This is a genomic window from Nonomuraea sp. NPDC050536 (assembly GCF_044457685.1).
GTDB lineage: Bacteria > Actinomycetota > Actinomycetes > Streptosporangiales > Streptosporangiaceae > Nonomuraea.
Genome location: NZ_JBITHD010000012.1, coordinates 302,067 through 318,667 on the forward strand (window position 1 = coordinate 302,067; position 16,601 = coordinate 318,667).

At 69.8% G+C, this 16,601-nt stretch carries 19 protein-coding genes; 6 read left to right on the plus strand and 13 right to left on the minus strand.

Going from position 1 to position 16,601, the window contains the following annotated elements; genetic code table 11:
- Nucleotides 1-5 precede the first annotated feature (5 nt).
- Genes ACIBHX_RS31455 through ACIBHX_RS31490 form a run of 8 tightly spaced genes read right to left on the minus strand, consistent with a single transcriptional unit; the run spans nucleotide 6 to nucleotide 6,715 of the window.
- The gene (locus tag ACIBHX_RS31455) at nucleotides 6-965 is read right to left on the minus strand and encodes an amidohydrolase family protein (RefSeq protein WP_397070958.1); all 960 of its coding nucleotides are present in this window, start codon (nucleotides 963-965) and stop codon (nucleotides 6-8) included.
- Nucleotides 966-968: 3 nt separating this feature from the next.
- Nucleotides 969-1,481, minus strand: coding sequence for a 3-hydroxyanthranilate 3,4-dioxygenase (locus ACIBHX_RS31460; protein WP_397070959.1), 513 nt, complete (start codon nucleotides 1,479-1,481; stop codon nucleotides 969-971).
- Nucleotides 1,478-1,888, minus strand: coding sequence for a RidA family protein (locus ACIBHX_RS31465; protein WP_397070997.1), 411 nt, complete (start codon nucleotides 1,886-1,888; stop codon nucleotides 1,478-1,480). Before ACIBHX_RS31465 ends, ACIBHX_RS31460 begins: the two co-directional genes overlap by 4 nt.
- Entirely contained in the window at nucleotides 1,888-2,616 is a 729-nt protein-coding gene (locus tag ACIBHX_RS31470; RefSeq protein ID WP_397070960.1) for a 2-keto-4-pentenoate hydratase, read from the minus strand. Before ACIBHX_RS31470 ends, ACIBHX_RS31465 begins: the two co-directional genes overlap by 1 nt.
- Complete coding sequence (dmpG, locus tag ACIBHX_RS31475) at nucleotides 2,613-3,617, minus strand: 4-hydroxy-2-oxovalerate aldolase (RefSeq protein WP_397070961.1); 1,005 nt, start codon at nucleotides 3,615-3,617, stop codon at nucleotides 2,613-2,615. The genes ACIBHX_RS31470 and dmpG overlap by 4 nt, the downstream gene beginning before the upstream one ends.
- On the minus strand, nucleotides 3,614-4,528 hold the full coding sequence (locus ACIBHX_RS31480) for an acetaldehyde dehydrogenase (acetylating) (protein ID WP_397070962.1): 915 nt from the start codon (nucleotides 4,526-4,528) through the stop codon (nucleotides 3,614-3,616). The genes dmpG and ACIBHX_RS31480 overlap by 4 nt, the downstream gene beginning before the upstream one ends.
- Nucleotides 4,525-5,322, minus strand: coding sequence for a 2-keto-4-pentenoate hydratase (locus tag ACIBHX_RS31485; protein WP_397070963.1), 798 nt, complete (start codon nucleotides 5,320-5,322; stop codon nucleotides 4,525-4,527). Before ACIBHX_RS31485 ends, ACIBHX_RS31480 begins: the two co-directional genes overlap by 4 nt.
- Nucleotides 5,315-6,715, minus strand: a complete 1,401-nt coding sequence (locus tag ACIBHX_RS31490; RefSeq protein WP_397070964.1) for an aldehyde dehydrogenase family protein — start codon at nucleotides 6,713-6,715, stop codon at nucleotides 5,315-5,317. The genes ACIBHX_RS31485 and ACIBHX_RS31490 overlap by 8 nt, the downstream gene beginning before the upstream one ends.
- Before the next feature lie 60 nt (nucleotides 6,716-6,775).
- On the opposite strand from ACIBHX_RS31490, the gene ACIBHX_RS31495 reads away from it, so the two are divergent.
- The 4 genes from ACIBHX_RS31495 to ACIBHX_RS31510 all read left to right on the plus strand — a co-directional run bounded on the left by ACIBHX_RS31495 (nucleotide 6,776) and on the right by ACIBHX_RS31510 (nucleotide 9,804).
- Nucleotides 6,776-7,528 (plus strand): IclR family transcriptional regulator, encoded by a 753-nt coding sequence (locus tag ACIBHX_RS31495; protein WP_397070965.1) that lies wholly within the window; start codon nucleotides 6,776-6,778, stop codon nucleotides 7,526-7,528.
- Nucleotides 7,529-8,017: 489 nt separating this feature from the next.
- On the plus strand, nucleotides 8,018-8,560 hold the full coding sequence (locus tag ACIBHX_RS31500; RefSeq protein WP_397070966.1) for a VanZ family protein: 543 nt from the start codon (nucleotides 8,018-8,020) through the stop codon (nucleotides 8,558-8,560).
- 150 nt (nucleotides 8,561-8,710) lie between these two features.
- Nucleotides 8,711-9,463, plus strand: a complete 753-nt coding sequence (locus tag ACIBHX_RS31505; RefSeq protein ID WP_397070967.1) for a GntR family transcriptional regulator — start codon at nucleotides 8,711-8,713, stop codon at nucleotides 9,461-9,463.
- A 122-nt stretch (nucleotides 9,464-9,585) separates the two neighbouring features.
- Entirely contained in the window at nucleotides 9,586-9,804 is a 219-nt protein-coding gene (locus ACIBHX_RS31510; RefSeq protein WP_397070968.1) for a hypothetical protein, read from the plus strand.
- A 208-nt stretch (nucleotides 9,805-10,012) separates the two neighbouring features.
- Here the strand turns inward: ACIBHX_RS31510 and ACIBHX_RS31515 are convergent, their stop codons facing one another.
- Nucleotides 10,013-10,981, minus strand: coding sequence for a hypothetical protein (locus ACIBHX_RS31515; protein ID WP_397070969.1), 969 nt, complete (start codon nucleotides 10,979-10,981; stop codon nucleotides 10,013-10,015).
- Nucleotides 10,982-11,118: 137 nt separating this feature from the next.
- Between ACIBHX_RS31515 and ACIBHX_RS31520 the strand changes: the two genes are divergently transcribed.
- Nucleotides 11,119-11,649, plus strand: coding sequence for a gamma carbonic anhydrase family protein (locus ACIBHX_RS31520; protein WP_397070970.1), 531 nt, complete (start codon nucleotides 11,119-11,121; stop codon nucleotides 11,647-11,649).
- Here the strand turns inward: ACIBHX_RS31520 and ACIBHX_RS31525 are convergent.
- Nucleotides 11,621-12,532, minus strand: coding sequence for a hypothetical protein (locus ACIBHX_RS31525; protein ID WP_397070971.1), 912 nt, complete (start codon nucleotides 12,530-12,532; stop codon nucleotides 11,621-11,623). The genes ACIBHX_RS31520 and ACIBHX_RS31525 overlap by 29 nt on opposite strands.
- A 52-nt stretch (nucleotides 12,533-12,584) precedes the next feature.
- Between ACIBHX_RS31525 and ACIBHX_RS31530 the strand changes: the two genes are divergently transcribed.
- Entirely contained in the window at nucleotides 12,585-13,982 is a 1,398-nt protein-coding gene (locus ACIBHX_RS31530; protein ID WP_397070972.1) for a hypothetical protein, read from the plus strand.
- 443 nt (nucleotides 13,983-14,425) lie between these two features.
- Here the strand turns inward: ACIBHX_RS31530 and ACIBHX_RS31535 are convergent, their stop codons facing one another.
- The 3 genes from ACIBHX_RS31535 to ACIBHX_RS31545 are packed head-to-tail and all read right to left on the minus strand — an operon-like array spanning nucleotide 14,426 to nucleotide 16,583.
- Nucleotides 14,426-14,707 carry a metal-sensitive transcriptional regulator gene (locus tag ACIBHX_RS31535; protein WP_397070974.1) on the minus strand — a complete coding sequence of 94 codons (282 nt, stop codon included), beginning with the start codon at nucleotides 14,705-14,707 and terminating at the stop codon, nucleotides 14,426-14,428.
- A gap of 29 nt (nucleotides 14,708-14,736) precedes the next feature.
- Nucleotides 14,737-15,804 (minus strand): glycosyltransferase, encoded by a 1,068-nt coding sequence (locus ACIBHX_RS31540; RefSeq protein ID WP_397070975.1) that lies wholly within the window; start codon nucleotides 15,802-15,804, stop codon nucleotides 14,737-14,739.
- Nucleotides 15,801-16,583 carry a hypothetical protein gene (locus ACIBHX_RS31545; RefSeq protein WP_397070976.1) on the minus strand — a complete coding sequence of 261 codons (783 nt, stop codon included), beginning with the start codon at nucleotides 16,581-16,583 and terminating at the stop codon, nucleotides 15,801-15,803. The genes ACIBHX_RS31540 and ACIBHX_RS31545 overlap by 4 nt, the downstream gene beginning before the upstream one ends.
- Nucleotides 16,584-16,601 lie beyond the last annotated feature (18 nt).

The following is a 16,601-nucleotide window of genomic DNA, read 5'->3' on the forward strand; positions in this document are numbered from 1 at the left end:
TCCCTTCACAGGCCGAGGAACGCCTCGGCGTTCGCGCCCAGAAGCTTGGCGCGAGCCGTACCGGAAAGAAAGCCCGCCCGCCGGATCAGGTCTCCCACGGGCGACTCGCCGAGCGGGTAGGGGAAGTCGGAGCCCAGCATGACGCGGTCCTCGCCGACCGTGTCGACCAGCAGCCGCAGCGCCCGCTCGTCGAAGACGACCGAGTCGACGTGGAAGCGGCCCAGGTAGTGCGAGGGCGGCTGCTCCGAGACGCCGATCAGGTCGTTCCTGCGGTGCCAGGCGTTCTCGAAGCGACCCAGCCAGAAGGCGAACGAGCCGCCGCCGTGGGCGAAGCAGATCTTCAGCGTGTCGGGGACCCGGTCGAAGACGCCGCCGAGGATCATCGCGATGATCGACAGGTGGGTCTCGGCGGGCATGCCGACCAGCCACTGCGCCATCCACCGGTTGAGCCTGGGGCTTTCCGGCATGTCCCAGGGGTGCACGAAGACCGGGACGTTCCTGTCGGCGCAGTGCTGCAGGAACTGGACGATGCCCGGGTCGTCGAGGTCCTTGTCGCCGACGTGGTTGCCGATCTCGACGCCCTTGTGGCCGTTGGCCAGGCACCGGTCGAGCTCCTCGCAGGCAGCGTCCGGATCGTTGAGCGGCACCTGACAGAACGGGATGAGCCGCTCATCTCGGCATATTTCAAGAGCTAGGTCGTTGAAGACTGCGGCAACCTTTTCCGGGCGGTCGTAGCAGAAGAACACCGGCGTGGGTGAGACGACCTGTTTGTCGACGCCATCCCGATCCATGATCTCCAGGCGAACCGCGGGATCCCAGCAGTCATCGTGAATTTTCCGGAAATCGCGGTCGTTGACGAGGATCATCGCCTCGCGCTCGGAATCCACCCGGAGCCGCGGCGCCCCCGGCCAGCCCAGGTCGGGCCAGCCCTTGGGGACGTAGTGCGTATGGACGTCGACAATCACGGGTCAGCCCTTGCCCGGGTGGACAGCCCCGCAGTTGTCGCAGGTGCGGGCCTTCTCGTCGTCGTAGAAGGCCTGGAAGACCGGCGGCAGGTCCTTGACGATGTCGCGCACCTGCAGCTCGACCTCGTGCACCTTGTTGCTGCAGTCGAGGCAGTACCACTGGAACTTCTCCAGCAGCCCCTCCTCGCGGATCTTCTCCACGACCAGCCCCACCGAGTTGGCCTCCCGCTGCGGCGAGTGCGGCAGGTTGCCGGGCAGCAGGAACATCTGACCCTCGCGGATGTGGATCGCGTCGGGCCCCTCCGGGGTCATCACGTTCAGGTGCATGTTCCCCCTGATCTGGAAGAACAGCTCCTCGTAGGGATCGACGTGGAAGTCCGTGCGCTGGTTGGGCCCGCCGACGACCATGACGATGAAGTCCTTGCCGTCCTCGAAGACGAGCTTGTTGCCCACCGGGGGCTTGAGCAGATGGGCGTGCTCGTCGATCCACTTGGTGAAGTCGATGGGCGGGATCATGATCGCTCCTGTGGGTGGTAGGCGACTGCCTGCATTTCGATCAGCAGGTGGGGGTGCGGCAGCTGGTGCACCGCCACCGTGGTCCGCGTCGGGCCTTCTTCGTCGAAGTACTCGGCGTAGACCTCGTTGTATCCCTTGAAGTCATTCATGTTCACCAGGTACGTGGTGATCTGCACGAGATCGGCGAGCGACCCGCCGGCCGCCTTGAGGATGTCGCCGATGTTCTCGATCACCGCCCTGGTCTGCGCGCGGATGTCCAGCGAGGTGGCGCCGAACTCGTCCACCTCGACACCCTCGAAGGTGTTGTCCGGCCTGCGCGAACTGGTGCCCGACACGTACAGGAAGTCGCCGGCCCGCTTGACGTGCGGAAACCTGCCCCGCGGCGTGGCCTTGCCCTCGACCAGCATCACGCCTCCATCCTGAACGCGGCCTCGCCCAGATCCTGGATCTCGACCCGCACGTGCGCTCCCGGGCGCAGCGGCTCCGCCGGGGTGGCCGCCCCCGCCAGCAGCACCGAGCCCGCCTCGATGACCAGCCCGATCGCCGCGGCCAGCCGGGCCGCCTCCACGACCGCCCTGCGCGGGTCGCCGAGGATGGCCCCGGTCGAGCCGATCTGTACGGCGCGGCCGTCGATCTCCATGACCACACCCAGGTTCCACCGCGCCGGGTCGTAGGGCCGCCACGGCCCGATCGCGTAGCCCGCCGCGGAGGTGTTGTCGGCGATCACGCTCTCCAGCGAGAAGCGGAAGTTCTCGTAGCGCGAGTCGATGATCTCCAGCCCCGGCGCCACGGCCGCCACCGCGTCCGGGTGCACGGCGTCGGCCACCGAGGCGATGCGCCTGCCGGTGAGGTAGACGACCTCGGGTTCGACGCGTGGATGGATGTAGCGCCGCGGCCCGCTGTGGACGGACATGGCGTCGGTCAGCCGCCCGAGGATGAGGTCGTTCACCCCCATCTGCCGGCGTTTGCCCTCGCTGGTGAACCCCAGCTTGACCCCGACGAGCCGCTCGCCGCGGTCCAGCCGCAGCCCGATCAGCTCCGACTGCACCTCGTACGGCTCGAAGTCGTCCACAGGCTGTGGAATGGCGACGCCGGTACGGCAGGCCTCGTCCAGCCGGGCGGCCAGGTCGGTCATTTCTCACCCGCCAGGTCGAGCGCGATGTCCACGATCATGTCCTCCTGGCCACCCACCATGCGGCGACGGCCCGCCTCGGTCAGGATGGCCCTGGTGTCGACGCCGTAGCGCTCCGACGCGGCCTCGGCGTGGCGCAGGAAGCTGGAGTAGACGCCGGCATAGCCCAGCGTCAGCGTCTCGCGGTCCACCCGGACGGGCCGGTCCTGGAGCGGCCTGATCAGGTCGTCGGCCGCGTCCATCAGGCCGTACAGGTCGCAGCCGTGCTCCCAGCCCATCAGGTCGGCCACGGCCACGAACACCTCGATCGGGCAGTTCCCTGCCCCGGCGCCCATCCCGGCCAGCGAGGCGTCCACGCGCAGGCAGCCGTTCTCCACCGCGACCACCGAGTTGGCCACGCCCAGGCCGAGGTTGTGGTGGGCGTGGATGCCGATCTCGGTCTCCGGCTCCAGCACGTCCCGGTACCGGCGGATCCGGTCGCGGACGCCGTCCATGGTCAGCCCGCCGCCCGAGTCGGTCACGTACACGCAGTGCGCGCCGTACGACTCCATCAGCTTGGCCTGTTCGGCCAGCACGTCCGGCGGGGCCATGTGCGACATCATCAGGAAGCCGGCCACGTCCATGCCCAGCTCGCGGGCGGTGGCGATGTGCTGGGCGGAGATGTCGGCCTCGGTGCAGTGGGTGGCGATCCGTACCGAGGTGACGCCGAGCGCGTGCGCCCTGCGCAGGTCGCGGACGGTGCCGATGCCGGGCAGCAGCAACGTGGTCAGCTTGGCCCGGTGGACGGCGGCGGCCACCGCCTCGATCCACTCCTCGTCGGTGTGGGCGCCGGGGCCGTAGTTGAAGCTGCCGCCGGCCAGGCCGTCGCCGTGGGCCACCTCGATGGCGGCCACGCCTGCCGCGTCGAGCGCCCTGGCGATCTCGGCGGCCTGGTCGATCGTGTAGCGGTGGCGGATGGCGTGCATGCCGTCCCGCAGGGTCACATCCTGCATGTAGAGCTTCATACGCGGGCCACCTCGGCGATCCGCTCGGCCGTGCGCAGGGCGGCGGCGGTCATGATGTCCAGGTTTCCCGCGTAAGCGGGCAGGTAATGGGCGGCGCCCTCCACCTCGAGGAACACGCTCACCCTGGTCCCGCCCTTCTGCCCGGGTAGCAGCGTCCAGACCGGCTCGTCCCAGGGCACCTGCGAGAACTGGACGCGCTGCTTCAGCCGGTAGCCGGGCACGTACTCCTGGACCCTGGCCACCATCTCCTCCACCGATCGGGTCACGGCCGCCTCGTCGCACTCGTCGACCAGGCAGTAGACCGTGTCGCGCATGATCAGTGGCGGTTCTGCGGGGTTCAGCACGATGATGGCCTTACCCCGTTCGGCGCCGCCGACCTTCTCGATGGCCCTGGCGGTGGTCTCGGTGAACTCGTCGATGTTGGCTCTCGTGCCCGGTCCCGCGGACTTCGACGCAATGGATGCCACTATTTCGGCGTATTTCACGGAAGCGACCGAGGAGACCGCGGCCACGATCGGGATCGTGGCCTGGCCGCCGCAGGTCACCATGTTGAGGTTCGGCGCGGACAGGTGGTCGTCCAGGTTCACGGTGGGCACCACGTAGGGGCCGATGGCGGCGGGCGTCAGGTCGATGATCCGCTTGCCGTGGGCCTGGACCGTCTCGGCGTTGACCCGGTGCGCGCCCGCGGAGGTGGCGTCGAGCACCACGTCGACCTCGGCGAACTCGGGCAGCTCGACCAGCCCGCGGACCCCGTCCGAGGTGGTCGCCAGGCCCCGGCGCCGCGCCCTGGCGAGCCCGTCGGACTGCGGGTCGATCCCGGCCATGGCCACGACCTCGACCTTGCGCGACAGCAGCGCCTTGAACATCAGGTCGGTCCCGATGTTCCCTGAGCCGATGATGGCGATCTTCATGCGGAGAACACCGCCCTGACCGAGCCCAGGCCCTCGATCCGGGCCTCGAAGACGTCTCCCGGCTCGACCGGCACCATCGGGCCGAGCGCGCCCGTCAGCACCACGTCGCCCGCGCGCAGCGGGAAGTCGGTGCCGCTCAGCGTGTCCGCCAGCCAGACGGCCGCGTTGAGCGGGTGGCCGAGGCAGGCCGCGCCCGCGCCGGTGGAGACCTCCTGCCCGCGCTTGGCCATCGTCATCCCGGCCAGCCGCAGGTCAAGCCCGCGCAGGTCGACGGGCGTGTTGCCGAGCACGAACGCCCCGCTGGAGGCGTTGTCGGCGATCGTGTCGGCCAGCGTGATGTCCCAGTCGGCGATGCGCGAGTCGACGATCTCGATCGCGGGCAGCACGAAGTCGACCGCCCTGATCACGTCGGCCACCGTGAACGGCCCGCCCTCCAGGTCGTGCGCCAGCACCAGCGCGACCTCGGCCTCGGCCTTCGGCTGCAGGAACCGCTCCACCGGCACCGGCAGCCCGTCCAGGTAGGCCATGTCCGCGAACAGCATCCCGAAGTCCGGCGAGTCCAGCCCCAGCTGCTTCTGCACCGCCGGGTTGGTCGCGCCGATCTTCCTGCCGACCAGGCGCCGCCCCTCATTCAGCGCGCGCCGCGTGTTGACTTCCTGTACGGCGTAGCCGTCCGCGGCCGTGGCCACCAGGTCGCGCACCGGCGGGCACGGCTTGCCCGAGCGCTGGGCCTCGCGCAGCCGGTCGGCCGCCTGGGTTCGCGCGTCGACCGCGTCTGACCATTCGTCATGCATCGGACTGCTCCAGCTTGATGGTGATCGTCGTGGGTTCGGAGTAGAAGTCCAGCGACTGGGTCCCGCCTTCCCTGCCGATACCCGACAGCTTGACGCCGCCGAAGGGGGTACGCAGGTCACGCAGGTACCAGGTGTTGACCCAGACCAGGCCGGCCTCCAGGCGCTGGGCGACTCGGTGCGCGCGGTCGAGCGATCCCGTCCAGACCGTGGCGGCCAGGCCGTACTCGCTGGAGTTGGCCAGCGTGACGGCCTCCTGCTCGGTGTCGAAGGGGGCCACGTGGCAGACGGGTCCGAAGATCTCCTCGGTGTTGAAGCGGGAGTCCTCCGGCAGGCCCGTCACGATCGTGGGCTCCACGAAGTATCCGGCGTCGCGGCCGGCCGGGACGCCGCCGCCGGTGAGGATCTTGGCGCCCTCGGAGCGGGCCAGCTCGTAGTAGGACAGCACCTTCTCGCGGTGCTCGGCGGAGATCATCGGCTGCGGCTCGACGGTCTGCGCCCGCGCGGCCAGCCTGGCGCAGAACTCCTCGAAGATCGGCCGCTCGACGTAGAGCCGCTCGGTGCACAGGCACACCTGGCCGCCGTTGGTGAACACCGACTTCACGGTGCCGTCCACGGCCCTGTCCAGGTCGCAGTCGGCGAAGATCACGCCCGCGTTCTTGCCGCCCAGCTCGAAGGAGACCGGCTTGACCCGGTCGGAGACCGCCCGCATGATCGCGGTCCCGGTCCTGGTGGACCCGGTGAAGGTCACGCCGTCCACGCCCGGGTGCTCCACGAGCAGTTGCCCGGCCGTGCCGTACCCGTAGATGACGTTGACGACTCCGGCGGGCAGCCCGGCGTCGGCGCAGATCTCGGCGAACAGCGCGGCCGAGGACGGGGTGTTCTCCGACGGCTTGACCACGACCGTGTTGCCCGCGACCAGGGCGGGTGCGAGCTTCCAGGTCATCAGCAGGAACGGCAGGTTCCACGGCACGATGACCGCGACCACGCCGAGCGGCCTGCGGACGGTGTAGCTGAGTACGCCCGGCAGGTGGAAGGCGTCGTCGGGGCGCTGGGCGGCGATCTCGGCGAACGCGCGGAAGTTGGCGGCGCCGCGCGGGATGTCCAGCGTCCTGGTCTGCTCCAGCGGCTTGCCCGTGTCGGCGATCTCGGCCGCGACCAGGTCGTCGAAGCGGGCCTCGATCCCGTCGGCGAGGCGGCGCATCCAGGCGGCCCGCTCGGCCACGGGCAGCGCGGCCCAGCCGGGAGCCGCCGCACGCGCCGCTTGGACGGCGCGGTCCACCACCCCTGAGTCCGCCTCGTGGACCTGCCGGAGCGCCGAGCCGGTGACGGGGTCGTACACGGGGAACGCGCGCCCCTGGGCGACCTGCTCGCCACCGATGAAGTGGGTCAACACCTGAATCTCCTCATATTTCCGTCCTACCGGTATAGATCGGTGAGGGGGTGGTGAACAACAATGAGTTCCGTGACACGGAACGCGCTGTCGATGCTGGAGAAGTCATGGCTGGTCCTTGACGCGTTCCGCCCGACCGGCGGACCGCTGCGCCTCGTCGACGTCGCCGAGCGTTGCCACCTGCCCAAGACCACCGCCTTCCGGCTGCTCACGGAGCTGACCGAGATCGGCGCCGTCGCCCGCAGGGCGGACGGCTACTACCTCGGCCGCCGGCTGTTCGAGCTCGGTAGCATCGTCCCTCTCGAGCGCGACCTGCGCCACGCCGCCCTGCCGTTCATGCACGACCTGTACGAGGCCACGCACGAGACCATCCACCTGGGCGTACGCGACGGGCTCGACGTGGTCTACGTGGAGAAGATCAGCGGCCAGTCGGCGTTCTCGCTGCCGTCGCGGGTGGGCGGGCGGCTGCCGCTGACCTGCACCGGGGTGGGCAAGGCGCTGCTGGCCTTCTCCGGGCCCGACTTCATCGACGAGGTGCTCGGGCGGCCGCTGCGCAGGCTGACGCCGCAGTCGATCGTGGATCCCAAGCGGCTGGAGGAGGCGATCGGGCAGATCCAGGCGGCCGGGCTGGCCTACGAGCGGGAGGAGGCGCAGGTCGGCGGCGCCTGCATCGCCGCGCCGATCTTCAGCGACGGCGAGGCGGTGGCCGCGCTGTCGGTCTCGGTGCCGCTGGCCCGCTTCCACCCCACCCGCCTGGCCCCCGCGGTCAAGACGGCCGCGCTGGGCGTCTCGCGCGCGCTGGCCCGGACCCTGTGAGGGCGGGCATGGAGACAAGGATCGATCTGGACGCGGTGCTGTCCTTCTACGGCTCCGAGCCACACCACGTGGCGTTTCCCCGGCGCGGCCGAGCCCGTGGGGGTGTGCAAGGCGGCGCTCCCACCGGGTGGCGACGGTGCCGGGGCACGCACCGGTGGGCCGAATGGAGGGCCTGCTCGGCGGGAGGTTCGACGAGCTGAAGGACGGGATCGACCCCGCCGTCATCGACTCGCTCCCTGAGGGCCCAGACGACGAGTTGCGGCGGCAGAGCAGGTGGACGATCTCCGTGGAGGCGGCGGGGCCTTCGATCCGGAGTCGTTCCTCGGCTGCCTGTCCGGCCACGGAGTGCGCTGGCACGTTACGGAGAGTTGAACGGACGTCCCGGGGCGGCTGCTGGTGTGGTGACTGAGCGCGACCGGAAACGGTCGGGCGAAAGGCTGTCCGAAAGGACATCTTTCCGTATCCCTGGGGCGCCTCCATGATTGTCCCGTGACGCGGACTTTGGACATGTGGGGACATGTCATCCTCGCCGGTTTCCTGGCTCTCCCCCTGGCCGTCCTGGCGATCGTCGTCCTGGCCCGCGTCCGGGGCCGCGCCGACCATCCGGCGCCCGTCCGCACCAGCCTGGCCGACGTCGGCATCGTGGTCGGCACGGCGCCGTGGATCTGGATGATTCTCACTCCGGTCACCGGTCAGACCGGAGTCAATCTCGTGCCGTTCAAAGACCTCACCGCGGTCCTGTCGGCGCCGTGGGACACGGCGTTGGTGCAGGTCGGAGGCAACCTGCTGGTCTTCGCCGCGCTCGGCGCGCTGCTGCCGGTGCGCACGTCGCGGATGGCCTCCGCGGCCAGGATCGCGGCCGTCGCCGCGGCCTGCTCGACGCTCGTGGAGGTCCTCCAGTATGGCCTGCGGCTCGGCCGGTTCTCCTCGATCGACGACGTGATCGTCAACACGGCGGGAGCCGTACTCGCGGCGCTGGTTACTCGCCGCTGGTGGGCAAGGTCAATACCGGCGGGGACCGTTCCAAGGTAACGGCCCGCGAAAACCCCCGAGGATCACCACACGGGCACGATCCGCTCAAAAGAAGCACGGGACCAACCTGCGTATCTGTGCGATCGTGGACAAGACGGGGCAAGTTCTCTGGAGACGCCAAACCCGGTTGGTGACAGAGGGTGGTCAAACGTGTCTGAATCCCCGGTACCCCATGAGCCCCCAATCTATCGACGCATCGCCGACGGACTCCGCGCCCGCATTCTCTCCGGCGAATTGCGCGACGGGGACCGGCTACCGGGCGAGAACGCGCTCATGGCCGAATTCGCGATCGCACGCGCCACCGCGAGGCAGGCGCTTGCCGTACTCATCAACGAAGGGCTGGCGGTGCCGAAGAGAGGCTCGGGGGTCTACGTGCGATTGTTCAAACCCATACGCAGGCACGGCTCGCGCCGCCTGTCCCGCGAGCAGTGGGGTCAGGGACGCGCCATCTGGGACGCCGACACCCGCGGCCGTCCCTTCGCGGTCGACCAGGTCGAGGTGGTCCACGAGATCGCCGCCGACGAGGTGGCCGAGGTTCTGGAGAGCAGCGAGGTCTGGGTACGGCGGCGCCGCTACTCCGTCGACACCCGCCCGGTCCAGCTGGCGACCTCCTCCTTCCCCGCCCACCTGGTCCAGGGCAGCGCCATCACGCTGCCCGACACCGGACCCGGCGGCGTCTACGCCAGGCTGGGCGACCTCGGGCTGCCGCCCGCCCACTTCACCGAGGAGATCAGGGCCAGGATGCCGAGCCCCCGCGAGTCCAGGCTGCTCGACCTGCCCGGCGGGACACCCGTCATCGTGATCGCCAGGACCGCCTACACCTCGGGCGGCCTGCCCGTCGAGCACAACGAGATGGTCCTGGACTCGGCGGCCTATGTACTTCAGTACGACTTCGACGCCTAGGTCAAGGGGATATGTCAAGCGATAGGTTGACCTGTCCCTTGCGATCATTGCGTTCTCTAGAGAACTGACGCACCTTCGAAGGAGATGGAAACTTCGCAAAGCGGGCTCCGGAAAGGGTGATCATGTCCTTTGACCGGCACCTGGCGGAAATCGCCCGGGAGTTCCCGCACTGGACCATCTGGCGGAGCGACGCGGGCCGCTGGTGGGCCACCCGGCACCATCCGCTCAGCGCGGAGCAGCGAGACGCCGGCTGCGCGATGACCATCGACGCGGACGACCCGGAGGGACTGCGCGAGCAGCTCCGGGACCAGGAGGGGCGGGCAGGCACCGCTCCTCCCTAGCGTGCCGTGGACCGTTCCCCGGTCCGCGGGACGCGCGCGAGCCGCCCGGTGCCGGGTCCAGCGACTCGGCGGCCCCGGCACCGGGCTACCAGTGGGAACGGGGCCATGGACGCGGAAGTCTCCGACCCTATCGGGGGCGGGGGCTTCCGCCCGCGTGACACACGAGGAGCCCCACCGGCGCGCGGCGGGGCTCCTCGTGGTCACGTGCCTACTTGTGGACTTCCGACAGGGTCCCGAGGTTGACCACGTCGGTGTCGTCGGAGATCTCCCGCTGCTGCTGCTCCTCCGCCTCCCCGGCAGGGGTGGGCTCCGGGTCCTCGACGATGACGCGCACGTCGTCCTGCGGCGTCGGCATCGGGACGTCGATCAGAGCACCGGAGGCCGCCTCGTTGTGCATGAGGTCGCCGAGCACCGAACTGATCTCCGTGAGCCGCCGTACCACCTCGGTGTGGGTGTCGGTGAGGTAGGACACCCGCCGCCCCGCGTGCTCGTCGAGCGCGGCCACCCGGTTCTTGGCGGCCGTCAGCGTGGAGTCGGCCTCGGTGCGCGCGGCCGTGAGCGTCTGCTCGGCCTCCGCCCTGGCGGCCTCCAGCGTCTGCTCCGACTCGTGGTTGGCCGCCGTGACCAGACGGTCGGTCTCGGCCCGCGCGTCCCGCAGAGTGTCCTCCGCCTCGGTGCGCGCCGTGGTGAGCGTCTCCTCGGCATCGGCGCCCGCCTGCGCCAGCATGCGCTCGGCCGCCCCCGTGGCCTCGTTCACCCGCCGCTCGGCCTCCGCCTGGGCGGAGGTGAGGATGTTGTCAGCCGTCTCGCGGGCCGAGGAGACCAGCCGCTCGGCCTCCGCCTTGGCCGCCTCCCTGAGGCCGGTGGCCTCATTGACGGCCTCCTCCTTCTTGGCGGCCGCCTCCTCCTCGCCCAGTTTCAGAATCTGGGCCAGCCGGGGACTCAGGTCGTCATAGCTCTGCGGCGCCTCGACCATGCGCCTCCTGGCCTCCGCCAGCTCCAGGCGGCCCTGCTCCGCCTGGTCGATCGCGCGTGCCAGCCGCTCTTCCAGATCTCGAACTTGGTTGCGGGTACGGATCATGTAGTCGTGCACCTGACGGCGGTTGTAGCCGCGCATCACGACTTCGAAGCTGTCCTCGTGCATCAGATCGGGAATGCTCTCGTGCTGGTTTGTCATGGGGGTTACCTATGGTTTGCGTGAGGCGGGGGAAAATTGCGGGTTGTAAGGGTCTGACGACGTGACGTCAAGAATCGACTTTCCTGCCATCTGCCCACGTCCGCAACCGGAACGCCACACCTCGGCCAGGAATTACGATGAGGTGGGTGTACATCGCAGCGTTGGACAACGGGGCAGTCCCGGACATTCATCCCGAGGCGTACATAGCGCCGGGCGCCGTCGTGGTCGGGCAGGTCAAGATCGGGCGTAACTCCAGCATCTGGTACGGCTCCGTGCTTCGGGGAGACGATGAGCGGATCGAGATCGCCGAGGAGTGCAACGTCCAGGATCTGTGCTGCCTGCACGCCGACGCCGGGGAGCCGGCGATCTTGGAGTCCCGGGTCAGCCTGGGGCACAAGGCGATGGTGCACGGCGCCCACATCGAGCCGGGCGCGCTGATCGGCATCGGCGCCATCGTGCTGGGCGGCGCCCGCATCGGCGCGGGCACCCTGGTGGCCGCCGGGGCGCTGGTCGGGCCGGGCAAGAAGATCCCGGCGGGAGTGCTGGTCGCGGGCGTGCCCGGCCGGATCGTGCGCGAGCTGACCGACGACGACCGCGCCTCCTTCGCGCGTACGCCGGACAACTACATGGCCAAGGCGATCAGGCACCGGCAGGCGTCAACGCCTTGATCAGGGCCTGGTCGTCGACCGAGGCGGTGTTCAGCGGGTCGGCCCAGTCGGGCAGCTCGGGACGCAGGAACCTGACGAAGTCCACCGACATCTTCACGTCGGGCTGACCCTTCTTGATCAGCTGGGCGTTGGCCTTGGCCTCGTCCTTCTTCAGCGCGCCGTAGCTGTCCCAGTCGGTGTAGGCGGTCACGCCCCACTCCATGACGTTGTTGGCCGGCACGTCCACCGGCCAGCGCCTGGCCACCTTCCACGCGCCGCCCTGCTCCCGGTACAGCGCGGCGGCCGCCCGGCCCACCCTGGCCAGCACCAGGTCCAGCCAGCCGCCCTTGACGGTGACATAGCCGGGCTTGGAGCTGCCATCCTTGGTGATCTTCGCCTCGACCTGGCTCGGCACGTCGGAGGTGCCCGTGGTGATGGAGAACCAGCCGGCCTTGGCGTAGGTGTTGGGCACCCGGGCCATCAGCCCGCCCAGCGAGAACTTCCGCTTGGGCTTGGCCGCCTGCTTGCCCGTCACCTTGACCCTGGCGTACATCACGATGTCGCCGGCCAGATCCTGGTAGACGAACGGGCCGCGGAACCCGTCGAACCAGGACGAGGTCTTGGGCTGCAGGTACAGCGAGCCCTTGACGGTCTTGTCGATGTCGTACTTGTCGATGCGGTCCAGGTCCTTCTCGGTGTCGCTCAGCTTGCTCCACACCGACATGTGGGCCGGGTCGTCGAACTCGTCGGAGGCCGATCCCACCTCGCCGCCGGGTGTGGGCGCCTTGGCGTCCTTGACCGACAGCACGCCTGGGGCGTCCGCCGAAGGCTGCACCGAGGTCGCCGATCCGCATCCCGCGAGGACGCTCACGACCGCCACGGTTCCCACCACCTTCGCCCTCATAGCGGACATTCTGCCAGTCGTAGATCCTCGACCGGCCAGTACGATGGCCGCCGTGCGGTCCTGGGATGCGTTCAGCGCCAGTGAGGCCGAGATCCGCGGCATGGTCGTGGATCCCCGCTGGCGAGGACTTCCCGTGCCCGCCCAGGCCCAGGTGATCGCGGCCAGGGTGCTGGTCACGCCGGACGGGGACCGCTGGCTGTTCGGCGCGCACGCCCGCTGGTACCTGCACGATCCGGCCGACGGCCGCTGGCATCCCGCGCCGCCGCCCAGGAGCGCCAAGGCCCGCCAGGTCAGCCACCAGGCCGCGGTGCTGCCCGCCCGGCTCATCCCGCGCGGACCTGACTTCTCCGCCGAGCCGGGCTCCACGCAGGCCTTCGTCGGCCCCGACGTGCCCGAGGAGCTCACCGAGCAGGTCCGGGTGCTGCTGCGCGCCAGCGGGCGCAAGTCGGAGCTGGACTTCCCGCTGACCGCCTTCGACGAGATCTTCGCTTCCGACGTGCCGAGCACGGTCGCCGCGATCTGGGGCACGGTGATGTGGTGCTCCTACGCACCGGCCTTCGACGGCAACGAGCGCCTGATCACGATCTTCGGCGAGTACCTGCGCAGGCCCCTGCCCGGCGACGAGTGGGTGCGCTGGCTGCCGCAGCCGTCGCTGCTCGACCTGGTCGCTCTGGTGGCCGAGCGGGCCCGGTCCGGCCGGGCGCGCTCGGCGCTGCGTCTGCTCGCGCTGCTGGCCGACACCGCGCAGATCCTGCTCGCCGACGCCCGTTTCAGACCGCGCGCGCTGGCCCTGCTCACGATGATCGAGCCCGCGCTGCGGGCGCAGGGCCTGGACGACCCGGCCGCCCGGATCGACGACGAGGCGGTACGGCAGGCCTGGCTGTCGCGGTGCCCGCCACGGTTCGGCAGGGCCCTGCTGGCCGAGACCGATCCGGCGGAGAACTTCCGCCACAGCGTGTACGACCTGCTCGAGGCGGTGGCCTACACCCCCGATCCGTACGCGGCGGCGGCCGGGTTCCTGGCCGACCTGTCGGACTCCAAGGAGCGGCTGCCGCGGATGCTCTGCCACCGGCTGCGCGAGGCCTACAGGGAGCTGGACCAGGCCGGACTGACCAGGACCTCGGCCGCCGAGCGCACCCAGCCTGACGGGTTCCAGATCCCCCAGACGGGCGAGTACGTGGTCCCCCAGGAGTGGACGGGCTCCGGCAGCTTCCCGGCGCTGCCGGTTCCCCTACCCGCCACGGTCACGGGCGGGCACGCCGTACCCGGGACGAGCGATGAGGGCGGGCCCGACAGGGCGAGCGCGGCGGCGGTGCTGGGGGCCGCGTACGCGACGGGGCTGGCCTGGCAGCGGCTGACGGGGGCGCGGGTGCCCGCCAAGGGGTTCGCCGGGTCACAGGGGCTCGTACAGCGGCTCATCCTCGAGCGCGACGACAGCCACCACCCGTAAACCACTAATACCGATATTTCACCCTTACTCCGCCTATATCGTTCTAACACTTCTTTCGCGGGAAATTAGCTGAATTGTGATCTCGGAATCGGGAAATGATCCCCATGGGGCCGTAGAGGCACAGAAAGGAATGACTCCGATGGGCCATGTTGCCTGAAGGGCCCCCGCCGTAACCTCGTAGAGGGTGTGGGCTGCGGAAGGAAGGACGACGCGGTGGGGCACGACGACCTGGACTCTCGGGTCCATGACCGTGTCGCGTTGGACGAGATTGCGCTCTACGCCGAGGTGCTCACCGCCGTCGCTATCAGCGAGCGGCGGCTGACCTTGGACGAGCTCGACGACGCGCTCGGATTGCGGACATCGGCGAGTCACTGAAGACCGTCACAATGACCTAGTCCCGGGCTCTAACAGAGCCCGGGACCGGCGCACGAGATAACTAGTCCTTACGAACGCACGAGCCGCGCGATTGCCGCGGACGCCTCCTTCACCTTCGCGTCCGCTTCAGGCCCCCCACTGCTGATGGCGTCGGCCACGCAGTGTGAGATGTGCTCCTCGAGCAGCCCCAGAGCCACCGCCTGCAGTGCCCGCGTGGCCGCGGAGACCTGGGTGAGCACATCGATGCAGTAGGCGTCGTCCTCCACCATCCGCTGCAGCCCCCTGATCTGACCCTCGATCCGCCGCAGCCGAGTCAGATAGGCCTGCTTGTCTGCGCTGTACCCATGCATGGCTCTACGGTACCCCGAACCCGTATGCCTCAGCGGAGACCGGCGATCAGCTTCTCCCACTGGTCGGCAACCTCGACGGCCGCGTGGCGGATGGCCGTCTCCAGTGCCCCGGCAGCCAGGGAGCGCCGCCTGCGCTCGTCGTCGATGAGCGCGAGCAGGGCGGCCGAGAACAGGTCCTCCTGGTCGTCGGGCACCAGTACGCCGTTGTAGCCCGTGGCGACGAACTCCGTGGGCCCCCGCGGCCCCTCGAAGGCCACCACCGGCACCCCGCACCCCATCGCCTCCAGCACGCTCATGCCCAGGTCCTCGGTGCGCGAGGTGCTGGCCACGATCGAGGCCTTGGCGAACTCGCCCGCCAGGTCCTGCGTGGTGCCCATGAAGTAGACGTGGTTGTGCAGGTCCAGCTCCCTGACCAGGGCGCGCAGCCTGCGCTCCTCCGTCCCGCCGCCGTACAGCCGCAGCCGCCAGTCGGGCCGCTTGTCGGCGACCACGGCGAAGGCTCTGATCAGCCTGTCGTAGGCCTTGGCGGGCACCCACCTGCCGCCGGCGGCCACGATCCTGTTGTCCATCCGCGAGCGCGGCCACGGCCCGTCCGGCAGCGCGTCGGGCACCGCGTGCACCTCGGGCCCCGGGCCCTCGCCCAGCAGCCGCGTCCACTCCTCCTGCGCCGCCTCGGTGGCCGTCACGACCGCGTTCAGCCGCGGGTAGGAGCGCTTCACCGGATGGGGTACGGCGGGCCGGCTCCACTCCCTGGCTATCTTCAGCGTCTCGCGCGGGGCGTGCTTGGCCGCCTGGACACCGAGCCCTGGCCGGGTGGTGATGAGCACGTCACTGCGCAGCGAGCGCAGCATCCGCCACAGCGCCACCTCGGTGCGCACCTGGCCGCGCGGGAGCAGGTGCCTGACGCCCGGCCTGAGGTCGATCAGGGAGCGCAACTGGACGTTGGGGCCGACGGGGAAGAACGGTTTCTCCTTCTGCCGCCTGATGCTGATCACCTCGACCTCGTGCCGCTCCGCCAGGGCGGTGGCCAGGTTGAGGGTGGACCGGACGTCGCCGCGCATGACGTATGCGGATGCGAGCATCAGGCTGATCTTCACCCGCCCACCTCGATGCGCAGCTCGTCGTCGGCGGTGTAGGAGGGCCTGATGGGCACCCCGTCCACTCTGGCAGACGGATAGTGCAGGCGGCGCCGTTTCCCGTCCACGTCGTCGAGCCTGGAGCCCAGCTTCAGCGGCCTGTCCAGCCCCTCCACCTCCAGGAACGGCTCCCAGGTGCCCGCCTCGAGCACGTCGACGAGCGAGACCGCGGCGTGGAAGCGCACGCCCTTGACCGTGGCGGCCGTCTTCACCGTCGAGCCGGCGTCCTGCCTGCGGTGCAGTGCCAGTGTGGCCTCGTGGCGGGCGTCGTCGTCCTCCAGCCCGGTGAAGGCGAGCAGGCCCGTGACCTCGAAGCGGCCCTCGCGGAACCAGACCGCCCGCACCTCCGCCACCGGCTCGGCATCGGCGATCTTCAACGCCAGGAACCCGTTACGCGTCCGATACGAACGGTAGGCCATGGTCCGCTCGCACAGCGCGTAGGCGTCCAGGTGGTCGAGGGAGAACCCGGGATCGATGCTGCGCAGCCGTACCTTCTTGCCGTCGTGGCGCAGGTAGGTGTCCCACCGGCCGGCGCTGAGCTCCAGCGGCGTGAGCGAGACCGCCAGCGTGGCCTCGCGCGCCCGCGCGCCCGGAGTGCCGAGCAGCACGTCACGCTCCACGCCCGTCTGCCGGTGCCTGAGCACCAGCTCCGTGCCGGCTTCCAGCGGCTCGTCGATGGCCAGTCGCAGGGAGAGCACGTCGGCCAGCGTGACTTCCGCGTCTGTGACGACGACGCGCATCACGAGCCCCCTCCCCGT